The sequence below is a fragment of the Anabaena sp. PCC 7108 genome (assembly GCF_000332135.1).
Lineage (GTDB): Bacteria > Cyanobacteriota > Cyanobacteriia > Cyanobacteriales > Nostocaceae > Anabaena.
In genome coordinates, this window is record NZ_KB235896.1 from 2,800,951 (window position 1) to 2,819,530 (window position 18,580).

Consider the following 18,580-nt stretch of genomic DNA (forward strand, 5'->3'; position numbering starts at 1 on the left):
TATAAATTAAATTTAACTGAATTAACCTGAATTTTGATGATCCTGAATTTAACTCAATTCTTAATTGAAAAAACAGAATATACTCCAAATGTAACAATCCAAAAGTTCGCAGAACTCTATGACTCGTTCTTTTCTTAAATCAGCCTTCTGTTTACCGTTAGCTGTTGTTTGTTTGCTTGGCTTTACTGGTAAAGCTTTTGCTGAATTCGGTGATACTCCTAATGGCTCTTATTATCTTATAGATGGTATGGATACAATAGAGCCAGGAGATAGATCGTTTAAAATTAACTTTGATAGGGCTAAAAATAAAGTTACAGGTCAGACACTATGCACCAATTACACTGCTGACTACATTGGAGACGAGTACGGCAGCATTAAGATGTCCAATTTAGTGGTGACCAGAAAATCCGCCGAAGGAACGTGTGCTGACCCTTTGGCCAATCAAAAACAAGAAACAGAATACTTTGATAATCTTACTGCAATGAAACAATATTATATAATGTCGCAACCAGGTATTAATCTTTTATTATTAATTAATACCGATAGCCAGAAAGATTTCGCTTTTATCAAAGGTTATTGATTTTGACGATGAATGTGGAATCCCCGTGTTTTTAGACCGGGGAATCTCAATGTCAAGCTTATTATATATGTTGGGAAATCCAGCTACTATTAAAAATAGCTTCATAAATTCGGTTATGGACTTTTAAATAACTTTGTTCTTTAACTAATAACCCTGATAATATCAATTCTGGCTCTTCTGGACTATCAACTGCTTTCACCTTTCCATGCTCTAAAACTTGTCTATAGAGTTTTAGCAGTGATGTAGCTTGTTGTTCACCTTTGAGAATGCGATCTTTAATCGTCCTTAAATGTTCTGGTTCGTCTTGAGCTTCCCAATCTTTTATAATATTTGTGCCGATCAAATTTTCAATCCAGGCTTGTTCATTTTTATCGGGAATAGCATCTGAAGAACTACGAATCATCTGGCAAATCTTTTGAGTTAAAAAAGGCTGACCGTTAGTCCAAAATAAAACTTCTTTAAGTACCGCTTGCGGGTTGCTAACCTTGTCTGAGAACCCCTGTAGTAGAGGTTGGGCTTCGTGTAATTGGAAGCCATGCAGTTGAATAGCCTGACCAATATTAAAAGGGGTGCGGCGATAATCTGTAATTAAATCACTCGGAGTAGCAACTCCCAATAAAACAAAGCACAACCGCTTATACTCTAGATTAATACCGCGCTGATTATAGCAGGAGCGAACTAAGGCAAAGAAGTCATTAACTGAAAAATCTAAACCTAAAATACTATCAATTTCATCTAAAAAGATGACTATTTTAGGTGCAGGAGTATTATCTGATAATTTAACTTCATTTAACAGAACTTCTTCAAAAAATCTACTCAATCGCTGTACAGGAGAAAGTTCGATATTTTCTTGCCACCAAGCCTTTAAATTAACCTTACCGAGCAGATCAAAACCTTGCCACAATTCCACAGCTAATCCCTTATACCATTGCTCCGGGGTAATGTTTTCACTACCAATTCGAGTCATATCAATAGCAGCACAGCAAACATCTTCTTGCTGTAAGTGGTGCATCATCCGCACCATCAAACTTGATTTACCCATTTGTCGGGTATTGAGAATATAACAAAAGTCTCCAGTTCTTAATGCTTTATAAAGATAACGGTCGGCAGAACGCACTACATAAGTAGGCGCATCACTTGGCAAACTCCCACCAACTTGATAATCATAACTTGAGGCTTCTTCGGAACTTTTTAGCAGGGCATTTTCAAATTCTAATTTAGCTTGAGTAGCTTTAAGAATTTCCAGAGTTTGTGATAGTTCTTGAGTACGTTCTTCTACTTTTTGTTCTAGGGTTGTGTAGAGACGAGAATTTTCAATCGAGATAGCAGCTTGACTAGAAAGGATATTTAAAACTTCGACTCGGTCTGTTGTAAATGCTCCTGTTGTGAGATTATTTTCTAAATATAAAATACCACTCAGTTTGCCTTGATTGAGTAGGGGAGTGCAGAGAATTGATTTAGGTTGAGTAGTGACAATATAGGAATCGCGGGTAAATTGTCCCTCTTGGGTGGCATCATTGAGAACTACATTTTCCTGAGTGCGGGCAACATAATTAACGATAGCGGTTGAGAGTAAGGGAGTCTGGGTGGAAGCATCTGGTGAGTCTACTGCAAGAGATTGTAGTATGTTAACGTCATCAGAATCTATTGCTCCCACTGCTTCAATCACCCAGTTATCATCAGAATCTAGAAGCAAAAAGCCTTTTTGAGCGCCAGCATTCTCAATCATAATTTTCATTAACTTTGCCAGTAACTTACCCAGAACAATTTCTCCAGTTAGGGCTTGAGATGCTTTAATAACTGTTGTTAAATCCAGGACTGTTCCATCATTACCACTAGTAGAAATAGTTGTGCTGAGGCTTTTAGCTTTCTTTTGGTTTGTAATTCCTATAAAATATTGTGGATATTCATCTTCTAATTGTTTGACTTTGGCTTTAGCTCCCCAGCGAGTGTAACAATGGTGGGCATTTCTGAGATATAACTGACCAATTTCTTCCCTACCTAGTTGTAGATAAAATTCTGCTGCTTTTTCATAACCTAAAGCTTCTTCGTGGATAAATTCATATTTTTTAGCACCTTGAATAGCTTTTTCATATAATTCTTCTGCTTGCCAATTTTCTCCTAATACTCGCGCTTTCTCCGCTGCAACTAAATCATATTTATGTTGAAAATTTTCTGGACAATGAGAAGCAAATTTTTGCAAAATATCCTGATAAGATGATACTTTTTGTAACAAAAAGTTCTTCTGCTCAATGTCCACATTGTGGTTACAGGCCGCAAGCATAATCAAGGGATTGTAAAAAATGTTTAGGACTGAAACTATACAGGACATACAACTCTCAGTATATTTCTCTGATAAGAGAGCATTTTTTAATCCTTGTTCATAGTCTTTAAAGAAATAAAATAACCAAGTTTTACTTATATAAGATATGAAAAGTAACCAGTAGTGATTATTTTGAATCCATAAATTTAATAATTTGTCGTCCTCTTCTTGAGAGCCAAATAATAAATGATAATTGCTACTGTCTCCATTCAGTAAATTGACATGGACTTTCATCAAAGCTTCTAGATAATAGAATGAATATTCTTGTTTTAATTCTAGAGTTAATTTTCTATAAGCATCATATTTAGGGTGAAAATCTTTGAGATTATAACCCTTGAGAACTATACGCACACAATGACTCAAAATATTGTAGCCAGCATATTTAAAGTCGCCAGTGTCTAATCCGATTTGAATACATTCCTCAGACTCTTCCATTTTGATATTTTTCAGAGGCTCTTTCCAATACCGAATAAATCCATTGTAATTGTGGATTACTGATACTTTATTTTTGCGAATGTTGTATTTCTCTAATAGAAGCAAAGATAGTTGCCCAAATTGATATCCAGCATCAATACTAGTATTTTTGATAAAATTACACAGAAAAAGACCATATAAAGAATATATACTAGCTGCTAATAGAGGCGGATTTCCATATTCTAGACAAAGACTGATGTTAGTTAATACCACTACAGGATACAATGAATGATTTGTGATCATAGTAGTATCCGTAATAAGCATTAAAATTTGAATAGCAGCAAGTTTGTAAGGATCAGTCATTTCTGGCAGATTGACTAACTCCTCAATCCGCTTATCTTCTAAGAAAAGTTGTATAGCCTTTTGTTTTTTATCAATTTCTGGCTCTATCTGACTTGTTTCTGGAATTAGGAATACTTCTAGTTTAGCTAAAATCTCAATTGCAGTATCAATGGCATACTGTACCTGGAGTTGAGCGCAATATGACTCGATTTTTAGCTCATATATTTTAACCATGTCGAGAACTTTTTTAGCATTTTGCAAAACGACATTAGATAGTTTCTCAGCTTGTTCATATCGAGTGTTTAGATACTGAGCTTCTAATGTTTCTGTATACACTGCTAAAGTCAAATCATATTCATTTAACCAGCTATTTAGTGACAAAAGTTCTAGTGCAGTTTCTAAGTACCTAAGAGCAGGTTCATAAGCACTGGAAGCCTTTGCTTTTTGACCAGCTATTAAATTAAGTTGCGCTAGGCGTTCTCTTTCTGGTTGATGAGTTATTAATTCAATCCCGATATTTAATTGATTGACAATATCAAAGATATTTTCTTCCAATTCATCTTCTTTAGTATTTTCCAGCAGTTGTTTTCCAATTTTCAGGTGAAATTCCTTTTTTTTATCTTCTGAAATCAGAACATAGGCAGCTTGCTGAACCCTGTCATGCAAAAATTTGTAAAGAATAGAGTCAGGCAGTTTGGGGATAAACCGATCAGAAATTTCTGAAGTAGTAGTTGTCATTTCCTCCAGATTCCAGAGCATAGGAATATTATAGTCATTACTTAAAGGAACAATTAAACCTTCCTGTAGTGCTGGTTGTAGTTCTCTAGCAGTAGATATTTTAGATTTTTGATTAATAATAGACAGAATTTCTAAATCAAATTGATGTCCAATACAAGCTGCTAATCTAAGAGCATTCTTGGTTTTTACATCTAGTTTTTCAATTTTTTTTATCATGAGTTCAACCACATTACCAGTAATTTCTAGTTGGTTGATTTGCTCAATATCCCAATGCCAACATCTAATTTGACTATTTCTATTAGTATTAGTTTGAGATAGTTTGAATATTAGAAGATTTTCTTGGTATAAATATTGAAGAAATTGAGTAACAAAAAATGGATTACCTTCAGTTTTATGAATCAATAATTCAGCTAAAGGTTTTGATTCCTCTGTTGAGCAGTTTAGGGTATCAGATATTAATTGGTTGACGTGATTTAGTGTCAATGGCTGAAGAGTCATTGTATCAAATTTTGCTTCTACCTGATTAAGTTGCTCTAAAGTCAGTATTAAAGGATGTGTAAAACTGACTTCATTAGCTCGATATGCACCTATCATTAACAGATATTGACTGTCAGAATCAGTAATTAATAACTCAATTAACTTCAAAGATGGTAAGTCTGCCCACTGTAAATCATCTAAAAATATAACTAAAGGGTGTTCTTTTTGCATAAAAACACCAATAAACTTTTTAAGAAATAAGTTAAAACGATTTTGCGTTTCAGTTGGTGATAGTTGTTCAACAGGTAACTGCTTACCAATAATTTTTTCTAAATCAGGGACGACATCAATAATAATTTGACCACTATTTCCCAATGCTTCTAGAATTTTCTCTTTCCAAGTTTTGAGAATAATTTCCGGCTCAGTCAAAAGTTGGCGTATGAGGTACTCAAAAGCATCGGTAATAGCTGCATAAGGAATATCTCGTTTAAATTGGTCAAATTTGCCATTAATAAAGTACCCTCGTTGGCAAGTGACAGGTTTGTGAATTTCATTAACTAAGGCAGACTTACCAACACCTGAATAACCAGAAATTAAGATCATTTCAGTGCTGCCTTGGCTAACTCTGTCAAAAGAAGTTAATAGTTGGGTAATTTCTTTATCTCGACCGTAGAGTTTTTGGGAAATGTGAAACTTATCGGAAATATCCTGATATCCTAAAGGAAACTGAGAAATGTTTCCTACCGTAGTTAATTGTTGAAGACAAGTTTCTAAATCTGCTTTAATTCCCCAAGCAGTTTGGTATCTTTCCTCTGGGGTTTTAGCTAACAATTTGATAATGATATTGGATAATGTTAAGGGAATAGAGGAAATTATTTCATCAGGTCTTTTCGGTTGCTGTGCAATATGACAATGGACTAATTCCATTGGGTCATTGGTTTCAAAAGGGAGTTGATGGGTTAAGAGTTCATAGAAGGTGACACCTAGAGAATAAAAATCACTGCGGTAATCTATCTCTCGGTTCATTCTCCCAGTTTGCTCTGGGGCAATATAAGTTAAGGTTCCCTCTAATTGAATATTGCCAACTGTCTTATTTTCTGAGGATAAGCGGGTAGAAATCCCAAAGTCAATAATTTTGAGATGCCCAGTTTCTGGGTTATAAACAATGTTGGCAGGATTAATATCTTTGTGGATAATATTAGCGGTATGAATATCAGCTAAACCTTCAGTAATCTTGATAGCAATGATGAGAAATTCTTCTAAACTAAACTGACGCTGGGATATTAACAATTTTAAAGATTGACCCCCAAAGTTCTCTAAAAACATTACTAAACTATTCTTATATCTTTGTAGGTAGTAAGCTTTAACAATTCTCTCTGTATTTAAAGAACGGGTAATTTCATATTCTTGTTTATATCGATTTAGTTCAGAAGCAGTGGGATAATTTTCTTTGAGTATCTTCAGAATAATTGGTTGTTTATCTGGATTAAGAATACCTCGATAAACTAATGAATTAGCACTTTCATAGATTTTTTCAATAATCTGGTAGTCTGGTTTAATAATATCTAAATCTTGAGTCATTTTATTTAATAAAAGTATAAATTACTACTTTGATGTTCGTTTGATAAATTTTAACCCTATAATGTCAAGTAGGTTGACTGAAATTCAGCCTACCTACTTATTTTTTATCTACTTAATGATGAATAGATAAAAAATTATGGATTTAGAAAATAATGACTAGACAAATTTCCTAAATCTCATTAAGTGGAACTCAAGGGAATGTATGGGAAAGGAGGAACTATAAATCTTATTTTTTTATTTTCCCATTCTTGAGTATCTTGGGTGGGATAAAATGGATATTGATTATTCGCTATTTCGTCTGCGTATTCAGGTGCAAAAACCCAATCTTGAATACTTTTTTCTTTAAGGTTGAATTCACTTGGTCTTGGTGGGTAACTTAAAGTTACTTGGGTAAAAGGAGGTCGTGGGTTATTCCCACTTTGAGAAATATCTTTTCTAGTGGCATAAAACGTATCCCAAGATAAATCAATTGCGTACTCCCAAATCATTTCATAAGTGCTAAAAATTGGTTCACCAATTTTCTTTAAGTTTTCTTTATTTTCGTGATCGACAGAATCAACATAATATGCTTGCCCACTTAATAAAAGAGCTAGAGATATTGAACTGTAACCGACAGATGTCGGTTGAATTAAGTAATCTACTAGACCTTCTTCCTTTACCTTCAATAGTATTTGACATAATTGATCATCTTCTACTAGTTCGGTTTGCCAATAAGTACGAGGGTTAATATTAAAGGAATCAAAGATTTTTTTGACATACTTTGGCTGGCAATTAGTATCAGCCGTTTCATCATAATTAATCCATGTCGAAGCCATCATCTGACTTAATCGACGAGATTGTAATAGAAAGCGTATTGTAGGATGATTCATATTATCTTTAGGCGCAAAATTTGGATCAACTTCTGCTCCTTTTGTTGGTAAATTATGAGTGTCAACACCGTTATAATATTCTTTAAAAAACTCTTTAGTTCCATAGACTAATTTAGTTTCGCTTTGGTGAGGATTCGTGTCATCAATTATCAGTATCTGAAACCAGCTGTAATGAGCGTCATTTGTTGAACATTCATGCGGATAGCTATAAAGAGGATGTTGCATTTTCAAGCTTTGCAAGCGTTCAAAATAATTTCTTGTAAATTGCATTATTTTTTACTCCTGGACAATATTTTACGAAACTATGGCAATGAATCAGACAGTTTTCAAAGCAACTATAAATTAGGGTCAAATAGACCTATTGATTTTGTATTTCACTACAGAAAGCGAATCAAAGAAAAATTTCCCAAAATCGCAATCATTTAGATAGATTAGGGGGAAGTTTTAGAAAAGCTGGTTTTTCTAAAATTTTAGGGCTTCCCCATCGCATATTTTCTAACTTGTACTTAAAGGTAAATATGGAAAAGGCGGTGATACATATTTCACATTTAGTTCATATATTTCTTCGCCGCTGTTTGTCTTTCTTTTATCATAAAAGGGAAGTACACTATCATATAGTGGGTTATCTAACTCATCATCTTTAGCGTCAGCCCATTTTTTAATATCTTCCATACTAAGATTTCTTTCTGAAGGTATTGGAGGATAGGGAATAATAGCTTTGTAAAGAGCATCGGTTTGATTTGGATTGATTTGTAACTCTTGTATATCGCCTTGGAACGTATTCCAATTTACTTCCATTGCATATCTGTTAACCATCTCAAATGTACTAAGAATAGGTTGAGAAACTCGGCGGTAGTATTTCAGTTGATTTTTGATGTTTGGTGCGTCCTGATATATCGATTTATCATCTGCATCCATTTCATAATATACCTGTCCTCCCAATAAAAGGCTCAAACAAATTCCTTGCCAAGCTTTACTGGCAGGTAAAATCAAAGTCTTTGCGTGTTCATAATATTTGTTCAATAAATCTTTCTCGAATTCATAGGAATCAGGTGAATATTGATTATCAAATAAGAGAATTTCTCTGATAATGAGACCATCTAATATTTCTGGATCAATTGATTGCCAGTTATCACAGATAAAATTATCCCAAGTTCTTGTTGCTGTTGCTGTTAGGTATGCATACCAACTTTTGGCCAGTAGCTGAGATATTTTGCGGGTAATATATAGCGATCGTGTGGTGCTATAAAAATCATTTACCTTACTTATCTCCTGTAGATTAATTTGCTCTTGATCAGAGAATATTTTTTTTATAAAACCCTCAGTAAAAACTAATCCATTAGATGGTAAATAATCACCTATGGCTGTAAGTTCGTTGCTATTTTCTTCTTTAGAAGGATAACTTTCTATTTGGCTAAATTCCGCTTTCTTTTTAGTTACTATCTCTACATTTATGTGTTTTGGTTCTGTTTTCCCAGGACGAGGTTTAACTATTAGAATCTGATAGTAGTTATTTTCGTCAGTTAGAGTTGTTACTTCAGTATTAGTCATGATGGTAATTTACCCTAGTTTAGTGTTAACAAAAGAAGGAAACTTTTCAAGTCAAACCGTAAAAACGACTGGGATTATCCCAAACAATCTTTTGTATTGTTTCTGGAGATAGCTCTACTTCAAGCTCTAAAAGCGTTGTCACGATGTCCGGTCTATGATCCATGTGAGGGTAATCAGAGCCGAAGATTAAGTTATCAGCACCGATATAGTCGATAATTTGAGCCAAATAAGGTTCAGATGGTTCAACGGACACAAAACACTGACGACGAAAATACTCCGATGGAGGTATTTTTACATGGTTGTTAACCTCCCAATGTAAATTTTTATATTCTTCATCCATGCGCCAGAGCCAATAAGGAAGCCAGCCACAACCAGACTCTAGAAACCCTACCTTTAGCTGAGGGTGACGTTCTAACACCCCTCCTTCAATTAAGGCTAATAAGGCCATCATCTGTTCCATTGGGTGGGAACAAGCGTGCAGTGCAAACCGAGTATTAAATCGATCTGCACCTGTAGTTGGTAAGCAGCTATGGGTTCCTTCATGAATTCCCACTGCTATGCCTAATTCCTCACAGGCTGTCCAAAATGGCTCATAGGCAGGATCACTTAAAATTCTCCCTTTCACGGGGTTAGGGCGTAAAAACACGGCTTTCCAGCCAAAGTCAGCTATGCGATATAATTGTGATACCATTTGCTCTGGTTTATGAAGATTAATAGCTCCTACTCCTTTTAATCTGTCTGGGGCATAGCTACAAAATTCTTCATATAACCAAGTATTGTAAGCATGGGTAAAAGCTCCCACCACTTCCGCTGGCATGGTATCAATAGCAAAGAGCCACAGTCCATAAGTAGGATAAATAAACGCTATATCGACCCCCATCTGCACCATTGCTTGAAGGTGAGATTCTGAATCGTAGCGATGAAAATAAGCATTGGGGTGAGCCTGCATCATCTCCTGATTGCCCATTTCTCGAACTTGCGGGGATATGTTTTCCACAATGTCTTCCCCTTGAATTTTCATGTCTGCTGAGGGTGCAAAATGCTTAAATTCAGGAGGAAGATACTTAGACCATATCTGCGGAGGCTCAATCACATGGGAATCAGCATCAATAATTTTATATCCGTGCAGCATAGTTAAATCTGTACAATTTTAGACAGTTATCAGTATAAAATATCCTGTTTAAAATATCCTGTTTAAAATTTGGAGTAAACATTATTCATATTGCTACCTGTCAAACCTTTCTCTACAGAATACTACGCAAATAGGGTACTCAAAATTCAATATTTTAAGTCATTTAAATAAGTAGACAAAATTAATTACTCAGAATTTTATCTAAAATCTTCATATGGTAAAGAATTGACAAAAAATCTATATGTAATTAATTCTGTCCTGCTATTAATACAGCAATTTTAAGTGAAATGTAAACAAACTTTTAGCAATGAATAGTTTCCACAATTTAGTATGGCTAGGCCAAGCAAGCTATCAGCAGTCAACTGATACCGTTATAGTATCTCTGGTTTTTCACCTCAAGAGTTGAGTTAAAATCAGGACTATCAAAATTTAGTCAACTTCAGTTAAATTTAGTCAACTTGAGTCAACTTGAGTTAACTTCAGTTAAATTTAGCTATGGTAGATGCCAAAAGCCCCCGATTTTGATATCGAACTCAGGTTAAGTAGGTGAACGGAAAAAAACCGTAGACGCGCAGCGGCTTCTCGAAGAGTACTATGTAACGAAAAGTAAAATCTCCCAAAACCTCTTCTCTGTTGCCTGTTAAGAGTTCCCTGTTAAGAGTTCCCTGTTCCCTTGTCATAACGACAATTTTTAACGCCAACCTACTTAAATTACATCCACATGGGATAAGGGTTTAATTCGTCTTCTCTCAGAGACTCTTGCAACCAACCCATTTTGACAGGAACCTGATCAAGCCGTCCTGAACCTAAGCGTTTCCACATATGTCGCATTCCTGGAACAATTACCTTAGCTACTCTCAGTCCAATATCAGCACGAGTCTGATCTAGAACTAGCATTTCTAGTCCATTTTCCTCAACTATTTGTTGACAAAGCCGAATATCTTCGAGAAGATCATCACTAGCTAGTTGGGGATAATCTGCATTAATTTTAGGGATACTTAAAGAATTAGGAAGCAAATACGGTTGATTTGCTACAGTCGCAGACTTCCACCATTCTATTGCCAGAGGATCAGCAGATGGGGGATATTGAGTGCTACCATTTCCTTGGACTGATAAAACATTAGGTAAAATTTGGTTAACTTCCGTTAATGCTCGACTAATGGCAATCTGAGGGTCAAAATGAGCGCCATAGCCTAAAATAATATCTTCAACTTCTTGATCTATTCGACGACTAATAGCAGCAAAAGCAGAAATACCGAAGTCGCTAGTAATATCTAAAACCCACAATTCTCTGTTAAGGCTGCGGTAATATTCTTTCAGTTCCTGGAAATAAGGCTCGTTGAAACTATCTAAATCTACTTGTGTTTTTTGTAAACGGTTATACCACCACAACGCTACACAATCACGCTCAACTAATTCCATAAATCCTTGAAGAATTGCTTCTTCGAGTGTATTACCTGCTGCACATCCATTAGAGTCAGCCCAACAGTCTGGTGAGTCGGGTTGAGAATAGCCATAATAGCAATAAACAGTTGGTAAATATTTGAATTCTTGATGGGTTAAAGACCAAACTGGTGTCCAGTCGATTTCTTTTTCTATATCAAATGGTTCAGGGACTTTTTGAAACCAACCTTTACATTCGGCATTCCATTCTTGCCGATTCTGGTATTGTTTTTCGCTGAAATTCATGCAGATATTAGGATGAATAGCTTTTTCACCCATATTCTGATAACTGCTTTTTTGTCTGATTTCATTTCCCTGAAATACGCCGGAATATCTTTCAACAGCTTCACAAAAACCACTCACCCTCGATTGAATATCAGTCCTACCTTTTCCTGCACTTCTACCTCCGATGTTTTGCCGTAAGCCGTCTAAATCATCAAAGATACTAAGAAAATGATGCTTGGCAATGTATGTATGAGTTAACCCATTTCCTGGTATTTTTTGCAATTCTCTGACAATGCCAGTAATGGGACTAATATGATGTTGATATTTTCTAAAAGTTTCTTGGGGTGAACAATAACGATGTCCTCCATCTTGAGTAAATTTTTTCTGACGATGTTCTAAAATAATGGGTAGAGGTTTGTGATTTTGTTCATTTATTTCTCCACAACTAGAACATTGAGGACGCTTAACGAGGATATGATTTTGGGTTTGGAGAGTCAGCGTATCATAGGTTAATAAAGTCCCTTCTAATTGTTGATTTCTGCCTTGGATAATCCACTTAAAAATCTCTGTAGCTACCATTCCTAATGCTGTTTGCACTGTAGAATTCAGGAATCCCAGCGGTGGAGAAATAGGGGTAGAAATATCTTTATGCTTTTGAATAAACCTTTCAACGGGGCGATTATTTCGTAAGCGGTTTGCAAGGCATTCCCAACACCCAGTTTTATGGGGATTAAATATAGGACCTATCCAGATTTTGGTACCAAGAGGATTGACTAACATCCAGGGAGATTGGGACTTTAATGCTTGTTGATTAAATTCCTCTAGGTTAGGGTGGAGGTAGTCATCAGTTAAGACAACTGTAAGATGTCCTTCATCAACTACTTGAATATGAAGGGATTTAAGAATAGCTATTAAGTCTGCGGTAGGAAGAGAAGGATAAGGTTTGACGGTAACTTTAGTTGATTGCAACCTTAGATAAGCGACTGTGGGAGTAATGTTGAGATGATGACAAAAAATAGCTAAATGCGATGGTAATGAGTCATTCTTTTCAACCAGATATCCTTGTTTTTCCATTTGGAATAGGGCATATTGAGTCTTGATACTGATATCAAGAAAATTTTGGAAAAAGTCGTTTCTTTCCTGAGGTAATTGTTGTTTATTTAATAGTTCTAGTTGAATTATTTCTATAATTTCATCAACACTGTAATGGTGTTCTTGCAGTAAAGAAGCTACACGATAAGAAAGGTGATCACTCAACCAAATTACCTCTCTTTCAGACAAGAGAAATACCTGGTCTGGTGCTATAGTTTCCACGGAGTAACAAGGCTTAAAATGGGGTTTATTGATCATCTTCTATATTCGTATTAATTCAAGTTGAAAGTTATTTGGTTCACTGAAACTGAAATTGAACGTACAACTCACTGTTGCGGACAATTTATTTGATTTCCTAAACACTTATCAATCATTACTCCTCTCTGTGCCTCTGCGTCTCTGCGTGAGAAAAAACCTCTATATCTAAACACTCCTCAACTTAATCACACCCCGATCAAAAACACGATTATCAACACCAATACCACTCACCTCAATTCTATCTGTATACACATCATAAGCCGCAAAACTCAAATTACTAGTCGAATATTCAGTCAACTCAGAACGGCTAATAGGACGATTACCCGCGCCAGCACCACAAATTAAATAGGTAGTTCCATTAATAGAACGAGTGCGTTCATAATTGTGTTCATGACCATTGATATAAAGTTGAACATTGTATTTTTGAAACAGAGGAGTAAAAATTTTAATAAAATTAGCATTACTCCCATAATGACCAGATGAATAAATTGGATGATGACCAAACACAACTTTCCAATCAGCTTTACTTAAACTTAATTCTTTCTCTAACCAAATTAACTGATTTTTCCAATCAGCATTACCGTTAGTATCTAAAGCAAAAAACTGAACTTTATCTTGACTAAACGTATAATAACGCCCCTTCATATTAAAGCCAGCATATTTAACTTGGGGAACTCCATTATCAGTACGAATATCATGATTACCTAAACAAGCATGAAATTTCACGCCATTTTTCAGCAAAGGTTGATAAGGACGTTCAAAAACTGCATTGATTTTCTCAATTTCGCCGTTATTGTAAATGTTATCACCAGCTAAAACTACTACATTATATGGATTTTTTTGGTGATAAAAATTCATAGCTTTTGCTACAGAATACTGTCCTCTAGCACCAGTTCCGGTATCAGCTACAGACACAAAACGTAATAGTAAATCTTTTTTATTTGGGGTAGCAGCGATTACTGAATCTACAAGAATATTTTCAGAATTTTGACCAACTAGTTTCCAACCTGTAAATCCTGTACCAATAGCGCTAAGACTACCTAAAAATAAAAATTGACGACGGTTAAGTTTCATAAATCAATAAATCCAATAAATGGCACAATAAATGATGATAGTCAAAATGTAATTTCTATGTTTTTGATTTGCTAATTTGAGGGAAAGTTCCATGTCACCAGACAACCGACGAAAACAAAGGAATGAGGAAAAAAATCAGCCTTCCCCACAAGAATACCAGACAAATCAGTCAATTTGGAAGACAACAATTATCCAAATTTTGAGGGGAACGATTGGGGTTTTAGAAACCACTGTGGTAAAACTAGAGACTAAACAGACTCTAACTGCGGAGAAGAAGCCCAATTTTTTACAAAGGATACTGTCCGGGTGGGATGGATTTTTGAGGACATTTCGTTTATTTTTACCATCAAATATATCAAATAATTTGTCAGATACAGTTTTGACAGGAATTTTTGCGGTAATTGCTGTGGGAATAGTGGGAACAACTGCATTTTTATTCACTTCTAAACCTGTTGAAGTAACAAATCTTCCCTCAGTTGAGGAAGTTCCCGCACCCATACCAACTGTAACTGCTTCCCCAGAACCAATTCCTGAACCAGAACCCATACCGACACAAGAACCAGAACTAATTCCCGAACCCACAATAATTCCAGAACCAGAACCAACGCAAGAACCAATTCCCGAACCTACACCAACACCAATTATAGAATTAACACCAGAACAAGCTTTAATTGCGGCTATTGAAAATCAGTTTTCAGACATTAGTATTTCCTTAAAAAGTAGCGAAAGTGAAAGCATTTCTTCTAAACTGATAAAATCTATTCAAGCCAATTTCCGTACCGGTGATTTAACTATCAAAATTAGTGATGTTTGGTATGAGCTAGAAAAATCTCAACAAGATAAACTAGCTGCGGATATATTACAACGTTCTCAAGAACTAAATTTCAGCCATTTAGAAATTATTGATTTTCAAGATAAGCTAGTAGCACGTAGTCCAGTTGTTGGTAATCAAATGCTAATTTTTAAACGATGAAATTTGATATATTGAGAATTTTCAACTACTGACTAGATCAAAAAAACAATTTTTAATTATGCGTTTATTATTAGTTGAAGATGAACATGATTTAGGTGTTAGCATTCATAATGCTCTTACCCAGCGTGATTATATAGTAGATTGGGCAGAAGATGGAGAGACGGCTTGGGATTATCTGAATACAATACCACAAAGATATGAAATTGCGATTTTAGATTGGATGTTACCCAAGTTATCAGGATTAGAAATATGTAAAAGATTAAGAGCGCAGAAAAATCAATTACCAGTTATGTTATTAACAGCAAGAGATAGTATGAATGATCGTGTAACTGGTTTAGATGCGGGAGCAGATGATTATCTTGTTAAACCATTTGGTATGGAAGAATTATTGGCGCGGGTAAGAGCATTACAAAGAAGATCGCCAAATTTCCAACCACCGCAGTTACAAGTAGATGGTTTAATGTTAGATTACGGTAATTTTTCACTGGTGAATTTAAATAGTAAAAATTCTTCACCTATTATCCTCACAGCCAAAGAATTTCAACTGCTAGAATATTTTATGCAGCATCCTCAACAAATACTAACTCATGAACAAATTCGCGCCAGATTGTGGGATTTTGAAAGTGATACTGTGAGTAATGTGGTTGCTGCACAAATAAGATTATTACGACGCAAATTATTAGAATGCGGTTTTCCTACAGCGATTGAAACTATTCGGGGTTTTGGTTATCGTTTTTCTGTTTAAATTAACTATGCAACAGTTGTAGGTTGGGTTGAGAATAACCCAAAATTATAAAACTGTGTCGGGTTGCGCTATCGCTTAACCCAACCTACATTTTTATTAGATTTTTACAGTTATAAAATCTCAATTTTTATGAATAATAATTCACTATTTAATAATTCTCGTTTTAAATTAGCTATTACCTATGCTGGGGTTATGGGTACAACTTTATTAATATGTGGTTATATCGCTCATATTGTCATGGTAAAAGCTTTTACTCGCACTCTTGATCGAGAATTAGAAGTTTTGGGAAAGGTATTTGAAGATAAACTGAAAACTCAGTTAAAAACTCCAGGAATTTTACCTCTTAATATTAGAAAATCTTTTCCAGAAATTTGTTTTGAAAAACAATCTTGTGTAAAAATAAAATCTGAATCAGCAGTGATGAGTTTATTATTACAAGGTCATTATGTTAGGTTATTAAATTCCAAAGGTGAAGCTATTGCTGCTATTAATCATGATCCTGATGAATTTACTGATAATATTAAACTTCATCATTCTTATGATATCAGAAATCGCAATGGTGAACTATATCATTTACATTTAATGCCTTTAAAAATTAACAATAATCAATTGTGGGGATATTTACAAGTTGGCAGATCCATACAACGATTAAATGATTATATGAATAGTCTACATTTGTTGTTATTATTGGGTATTCCTACTGCTATGATTATTATTGGTAGTGGGGGTTGGTGGTTAGCAGGTTTAGCTATGCTCCCTATTAAAAAATCATATCAAAAATTAGAACAATTTACGGCTGATGCCGCTCATGAGTTACGCACTCCTATTACATCTTTACAAACAATTGTTGAAACAAATTCAATTAACCAAGAAACTCAAAAAGCACTTGAGAGACAAATTAAAAGATTGGTCACTTTAACCCAAGATTTGTTATTATTATCTAGGTTGGAAAGTGGTTTACAGGAAGTAAAAATACAACAAATTTGTTTAAATGATCTAGTTGCAGATGTAGAAGAAGAATTATTATGTTTGGCTATGAATGCAGAGGTTTTATTATTTAGTCATGTTCCTGATCAAGCTTGTTTTTATATTCAAGGTAATGAAAGTCAAATTTATCGAATGTTGCTAAATTTAGTTAGTAATGCTATTAAATATACCCCCGTTGGTGGGGAAGTGAAAATTAATCTGACAACCAATGATAATCAAGGTATAATTACTATCAAAGATACAGGTATTGGTATTCCTGCTGCTGATATTCCCCATATTTTTGATCGCTTTTATCGAGTCAATGCAGATCGTTCTCGAAATACAGGAGGTTCGGGTTTAGGTTTAGCTATTTCTTTGGCAATTGTCCAAACTCACAAAGGCAAATTAGAAGTACAAAGTCTTGTAGATAATGGCAGTACATTTACTGTGACTTTGCCACTCGTTTCCAAAGTAAACAGGTAACTTCAACTAACATAGACGTAATCATGGCTATAGCGGCAGCCATTGCCCCATTCATGCCTTTGTTAATAGCAAAAGTAGCAATTATTAATAAAGTTCCTGTTCCTAACCAAGTAGATAGATTGACGTGTCCTGTGCGATTTTCGCTGACTAAAAACCCCTGAGTTGCATTTTGTAAAGCCACAAATAATGGGACAATTGTACATATTAAAAGAACTGGTTTAATGCTTTTAGCGAGGGTGAGATCATTACCGATAAAACTTTGAACAATGCGATCGCCTATTGGTGTTAAACTCATCAATAATAGTAAGCTGGAACAAGCACCACCAACACTGATGGCAAAAGTCAGTAATTGGCGATCGCTCACTTGATGACGATATTTAATCACCATTTGCTGTACCATGCGGGTAGAATTGGCAATTACCAGAACCAACCCCCAAGCCGCAGACCAAGCAGCAATGGCAATTGTCGCATCTTCAGCGCGGGCAAGAATGCTAATTAATATCGCCCTTCCTCCCCATACCACCATCATAGAATTAGCCAAAGGAAAATAGAATTTCCACACCTGTGCTAAGTTTTGAGGTAAATTAGGCTGTTCTATTTCCGGTGGTAAAATTGCCCCAGAACGATAGGCAAAAAATGTGACAACTATAGCTTCTACTATCACGCCAGCAATGAGGGCTAATCCAGCTAGGACACCGCCAGATATTTGTAATAAAAAGCCGATAATTAGAACTACTGCTAAGGTTAATAGTCTGCAAATACTGGCTTTTGCTAAAGCACCAGGCTGACCATGATAAATTAATAATCCTTGAAAATAACGCCGCCAAGCGATCGCAAATGGCCAACCGCCCATTAGTAATAATACTTGACTAACTGTAGCTAACATTGCTGATGGAATCCCCAACAGACTCACACCCACAAAATTAAAAATGATCGGTATTCCTAACAAACTTAATAAAAAAGTTAGTCCTCCACCTACCAATAAAGTAAACCGCCATAATGCTTTGCGTGAATCTTGAGAACCAGCCAAAGCGTTAGCAGCGTGCAGAATCATAATAATCGGACTTTCAAAAAATATCGCCAAAGATTTAGCAATACCTACAGCCGCCAGGTTAATTTGAGCATCAGGAAGATGAGCTAATGTAGTGGTCATCATCGGATCACCACAGGCCATAGTCACATCACTGAGGGATAAAGGCAGAAATTCCCGCCATAAAGTCCCTAAACTAACTGGTTGAGATTGGGGTTCTTGTAATTTCATATCATCACGAAGCTATGTGTGCAAAAAGCGCAAAAATCTAACTTTTAAACTCT

General features: G+C 35.4%; 11 protein-coding genes. 4 read left to right on the top strand and 7 right to left on the bottom strand.

Going from position 1 to position 18,580, the window contains the following annotated elements:
- Positions 1–118: 118 nt before the first annotated feature.
- On the top strand, positions 119–580 hold the full coding sequence (locus ANA7108_RS0113280; RefSeq protein ID WP_016951288.1) for an META domain-containing protein: 462 nt from the start codon (positions 119–121) through the stop codon (positions 578–580).
- 61 nt (positions 581–641) lie between these two features.
- On the opposite strand, the gene ANA7108_RS0113285 is transcribed toward ANA7108_RS0113280, so the two are convergent.
- The 6 genes from ANA7108_RS0113285 to ANA7108_RS0113310 form a co-directional block, all read right to left on the bottom strand.
- The gene (locus tag ANA7108_RS0113285) at positions 642–6,455 is read right to left on the bottom strand and encodes an AAA family ATPase (protein ID WP_016951289.1); all 5,814 of its coding nucleotides are present in this window, start codon (positions 6,453–6,455) and stop codon (positions 642–644) included.
- Positions 6,456–6,634: 179 nt separating this feature from the next.
- On the bottom strand, positions 6,635–7,594 hold the full coding sequence (locus ANA7108_RS0113290) for a hypothetical protein (RefSeq protein ID WP_016951290.1): 960 nt from the start codon (positions 7,592–7,594) through the stop codon (positions 6,635–6,637).
- A 225-nt stretch (positions 7,595–7,819) separates the two neighbouring features.
- Positions 7,820–8,875, bottom strand: coding sequence for a hypothetical protein (locus ANA7108_RS0113295; RefSeq protein WP_016951291.1), 1,056 nt, complete (start codon positions 8,873–8,875; stop codon positions 7,820–7,822).
- A 46-nt stretch (positions 8,876–8,921) separates the two neighbouring features.
- Positions 8,922–10,007: an amidohydrolase family protein gene (locus ANA7108_RS0113300; RefSeq protein WP_016951292.1), complete on the bottom strand. Its 1,086-nt coding sequence runs from the start codon at positions 10,005–10,007 to the stop codon at positions 8,922–8,924.
- A 711-nt stretch (positions 10,008–10,718) separates the two neighbouring features.
- Positions 10,719–13,025, bottom strand: a complete 2,307-nt coding sequence (locus ANA7108_RS0113305) for a TOMM precursor leader peptide-binding protein (protein WP_016951293.1) — start codon at positions 13,023–13,025, stop codon at positions 10,719–10,721.
- A gap of 165 nt (positions 13,026–13,190) precedes the next feature.
- Positions 13,191–14,099 (bottom strand): metallophosphoesterase, encoded by a 909-nt coding sequence (locus ANA7108_RS0113310; protein WP_016951294.1) that lies wholly within the window; start codon positions 14,097–14,099, stop codon positions 13,191–13,193.
- Positions 14,100–14,190: 91 nt separating this feature from the next.
- Here ANA7108_RS0113310 and ANA7108_RS0113315 point away from each other — a divergent pair, with 91 nt between their 5' ends.
- The 3 genes from ANA7108_RS0113315 to rppB all read left to right on the top strand — a co-directional run bounded on the left by ANA7108_RS0113315 (position 14,191) and on the right by rppB (position 17,266).
- Entirely contained in the window at positions 14,191–15,072 is an 882-nt protein-coding gene (locus ANA7108_RS0113315) for a hypothetical protein (RefSeq protein ID WP_016951295.1), read from the top strand.
- Positions 15,073–15,130: 58 nt separating this feature from the next.
- Positions 15,131–15,817, top strand: a complete 687-nt coding sequence (gene rppA / locus ANA7108_RS0113320; RefSeq protein ID WP_016951296.1) for a two-component system response regulator RppA — start codon at positions 15,131–15,133, stop codon at positions 15,815–15,817.
- Between the two features lie 129 nt (positions 15,818–15,946).
- Positions 15,947–17,266 carry a two-component system sensor histidine kinase RppB gene (gene rppB / locus ANA7108_RS0113325; RefSeq protein WP_026104169.1) on the top strand — a complete coding sequence of 440 codons (1,320 nt, stop codon included), beginning with the start codon at positions 15,947–15,949 and terminating at the stop codon, positions 17,264–17,266.
- Here the strand turns inward: rppB and ANA7108_RS0113330 are convergent.
- A complete protein-coding gene (locus tag ANA7108_RS0113330) occupies positions 17,226–18,527 on the bottom strand; it encodes a hypothetical protein (RefSeq protein WP_016951298.1) in 1,302 nt (433 codons plus the stop codon). The two genes, rppB and ANA7108_RS0113330, sit on opposite strands and share 41 nt — an antisense overlap.
- Positions 18,528–18,580: the final 53 nt, after the last annotated feature.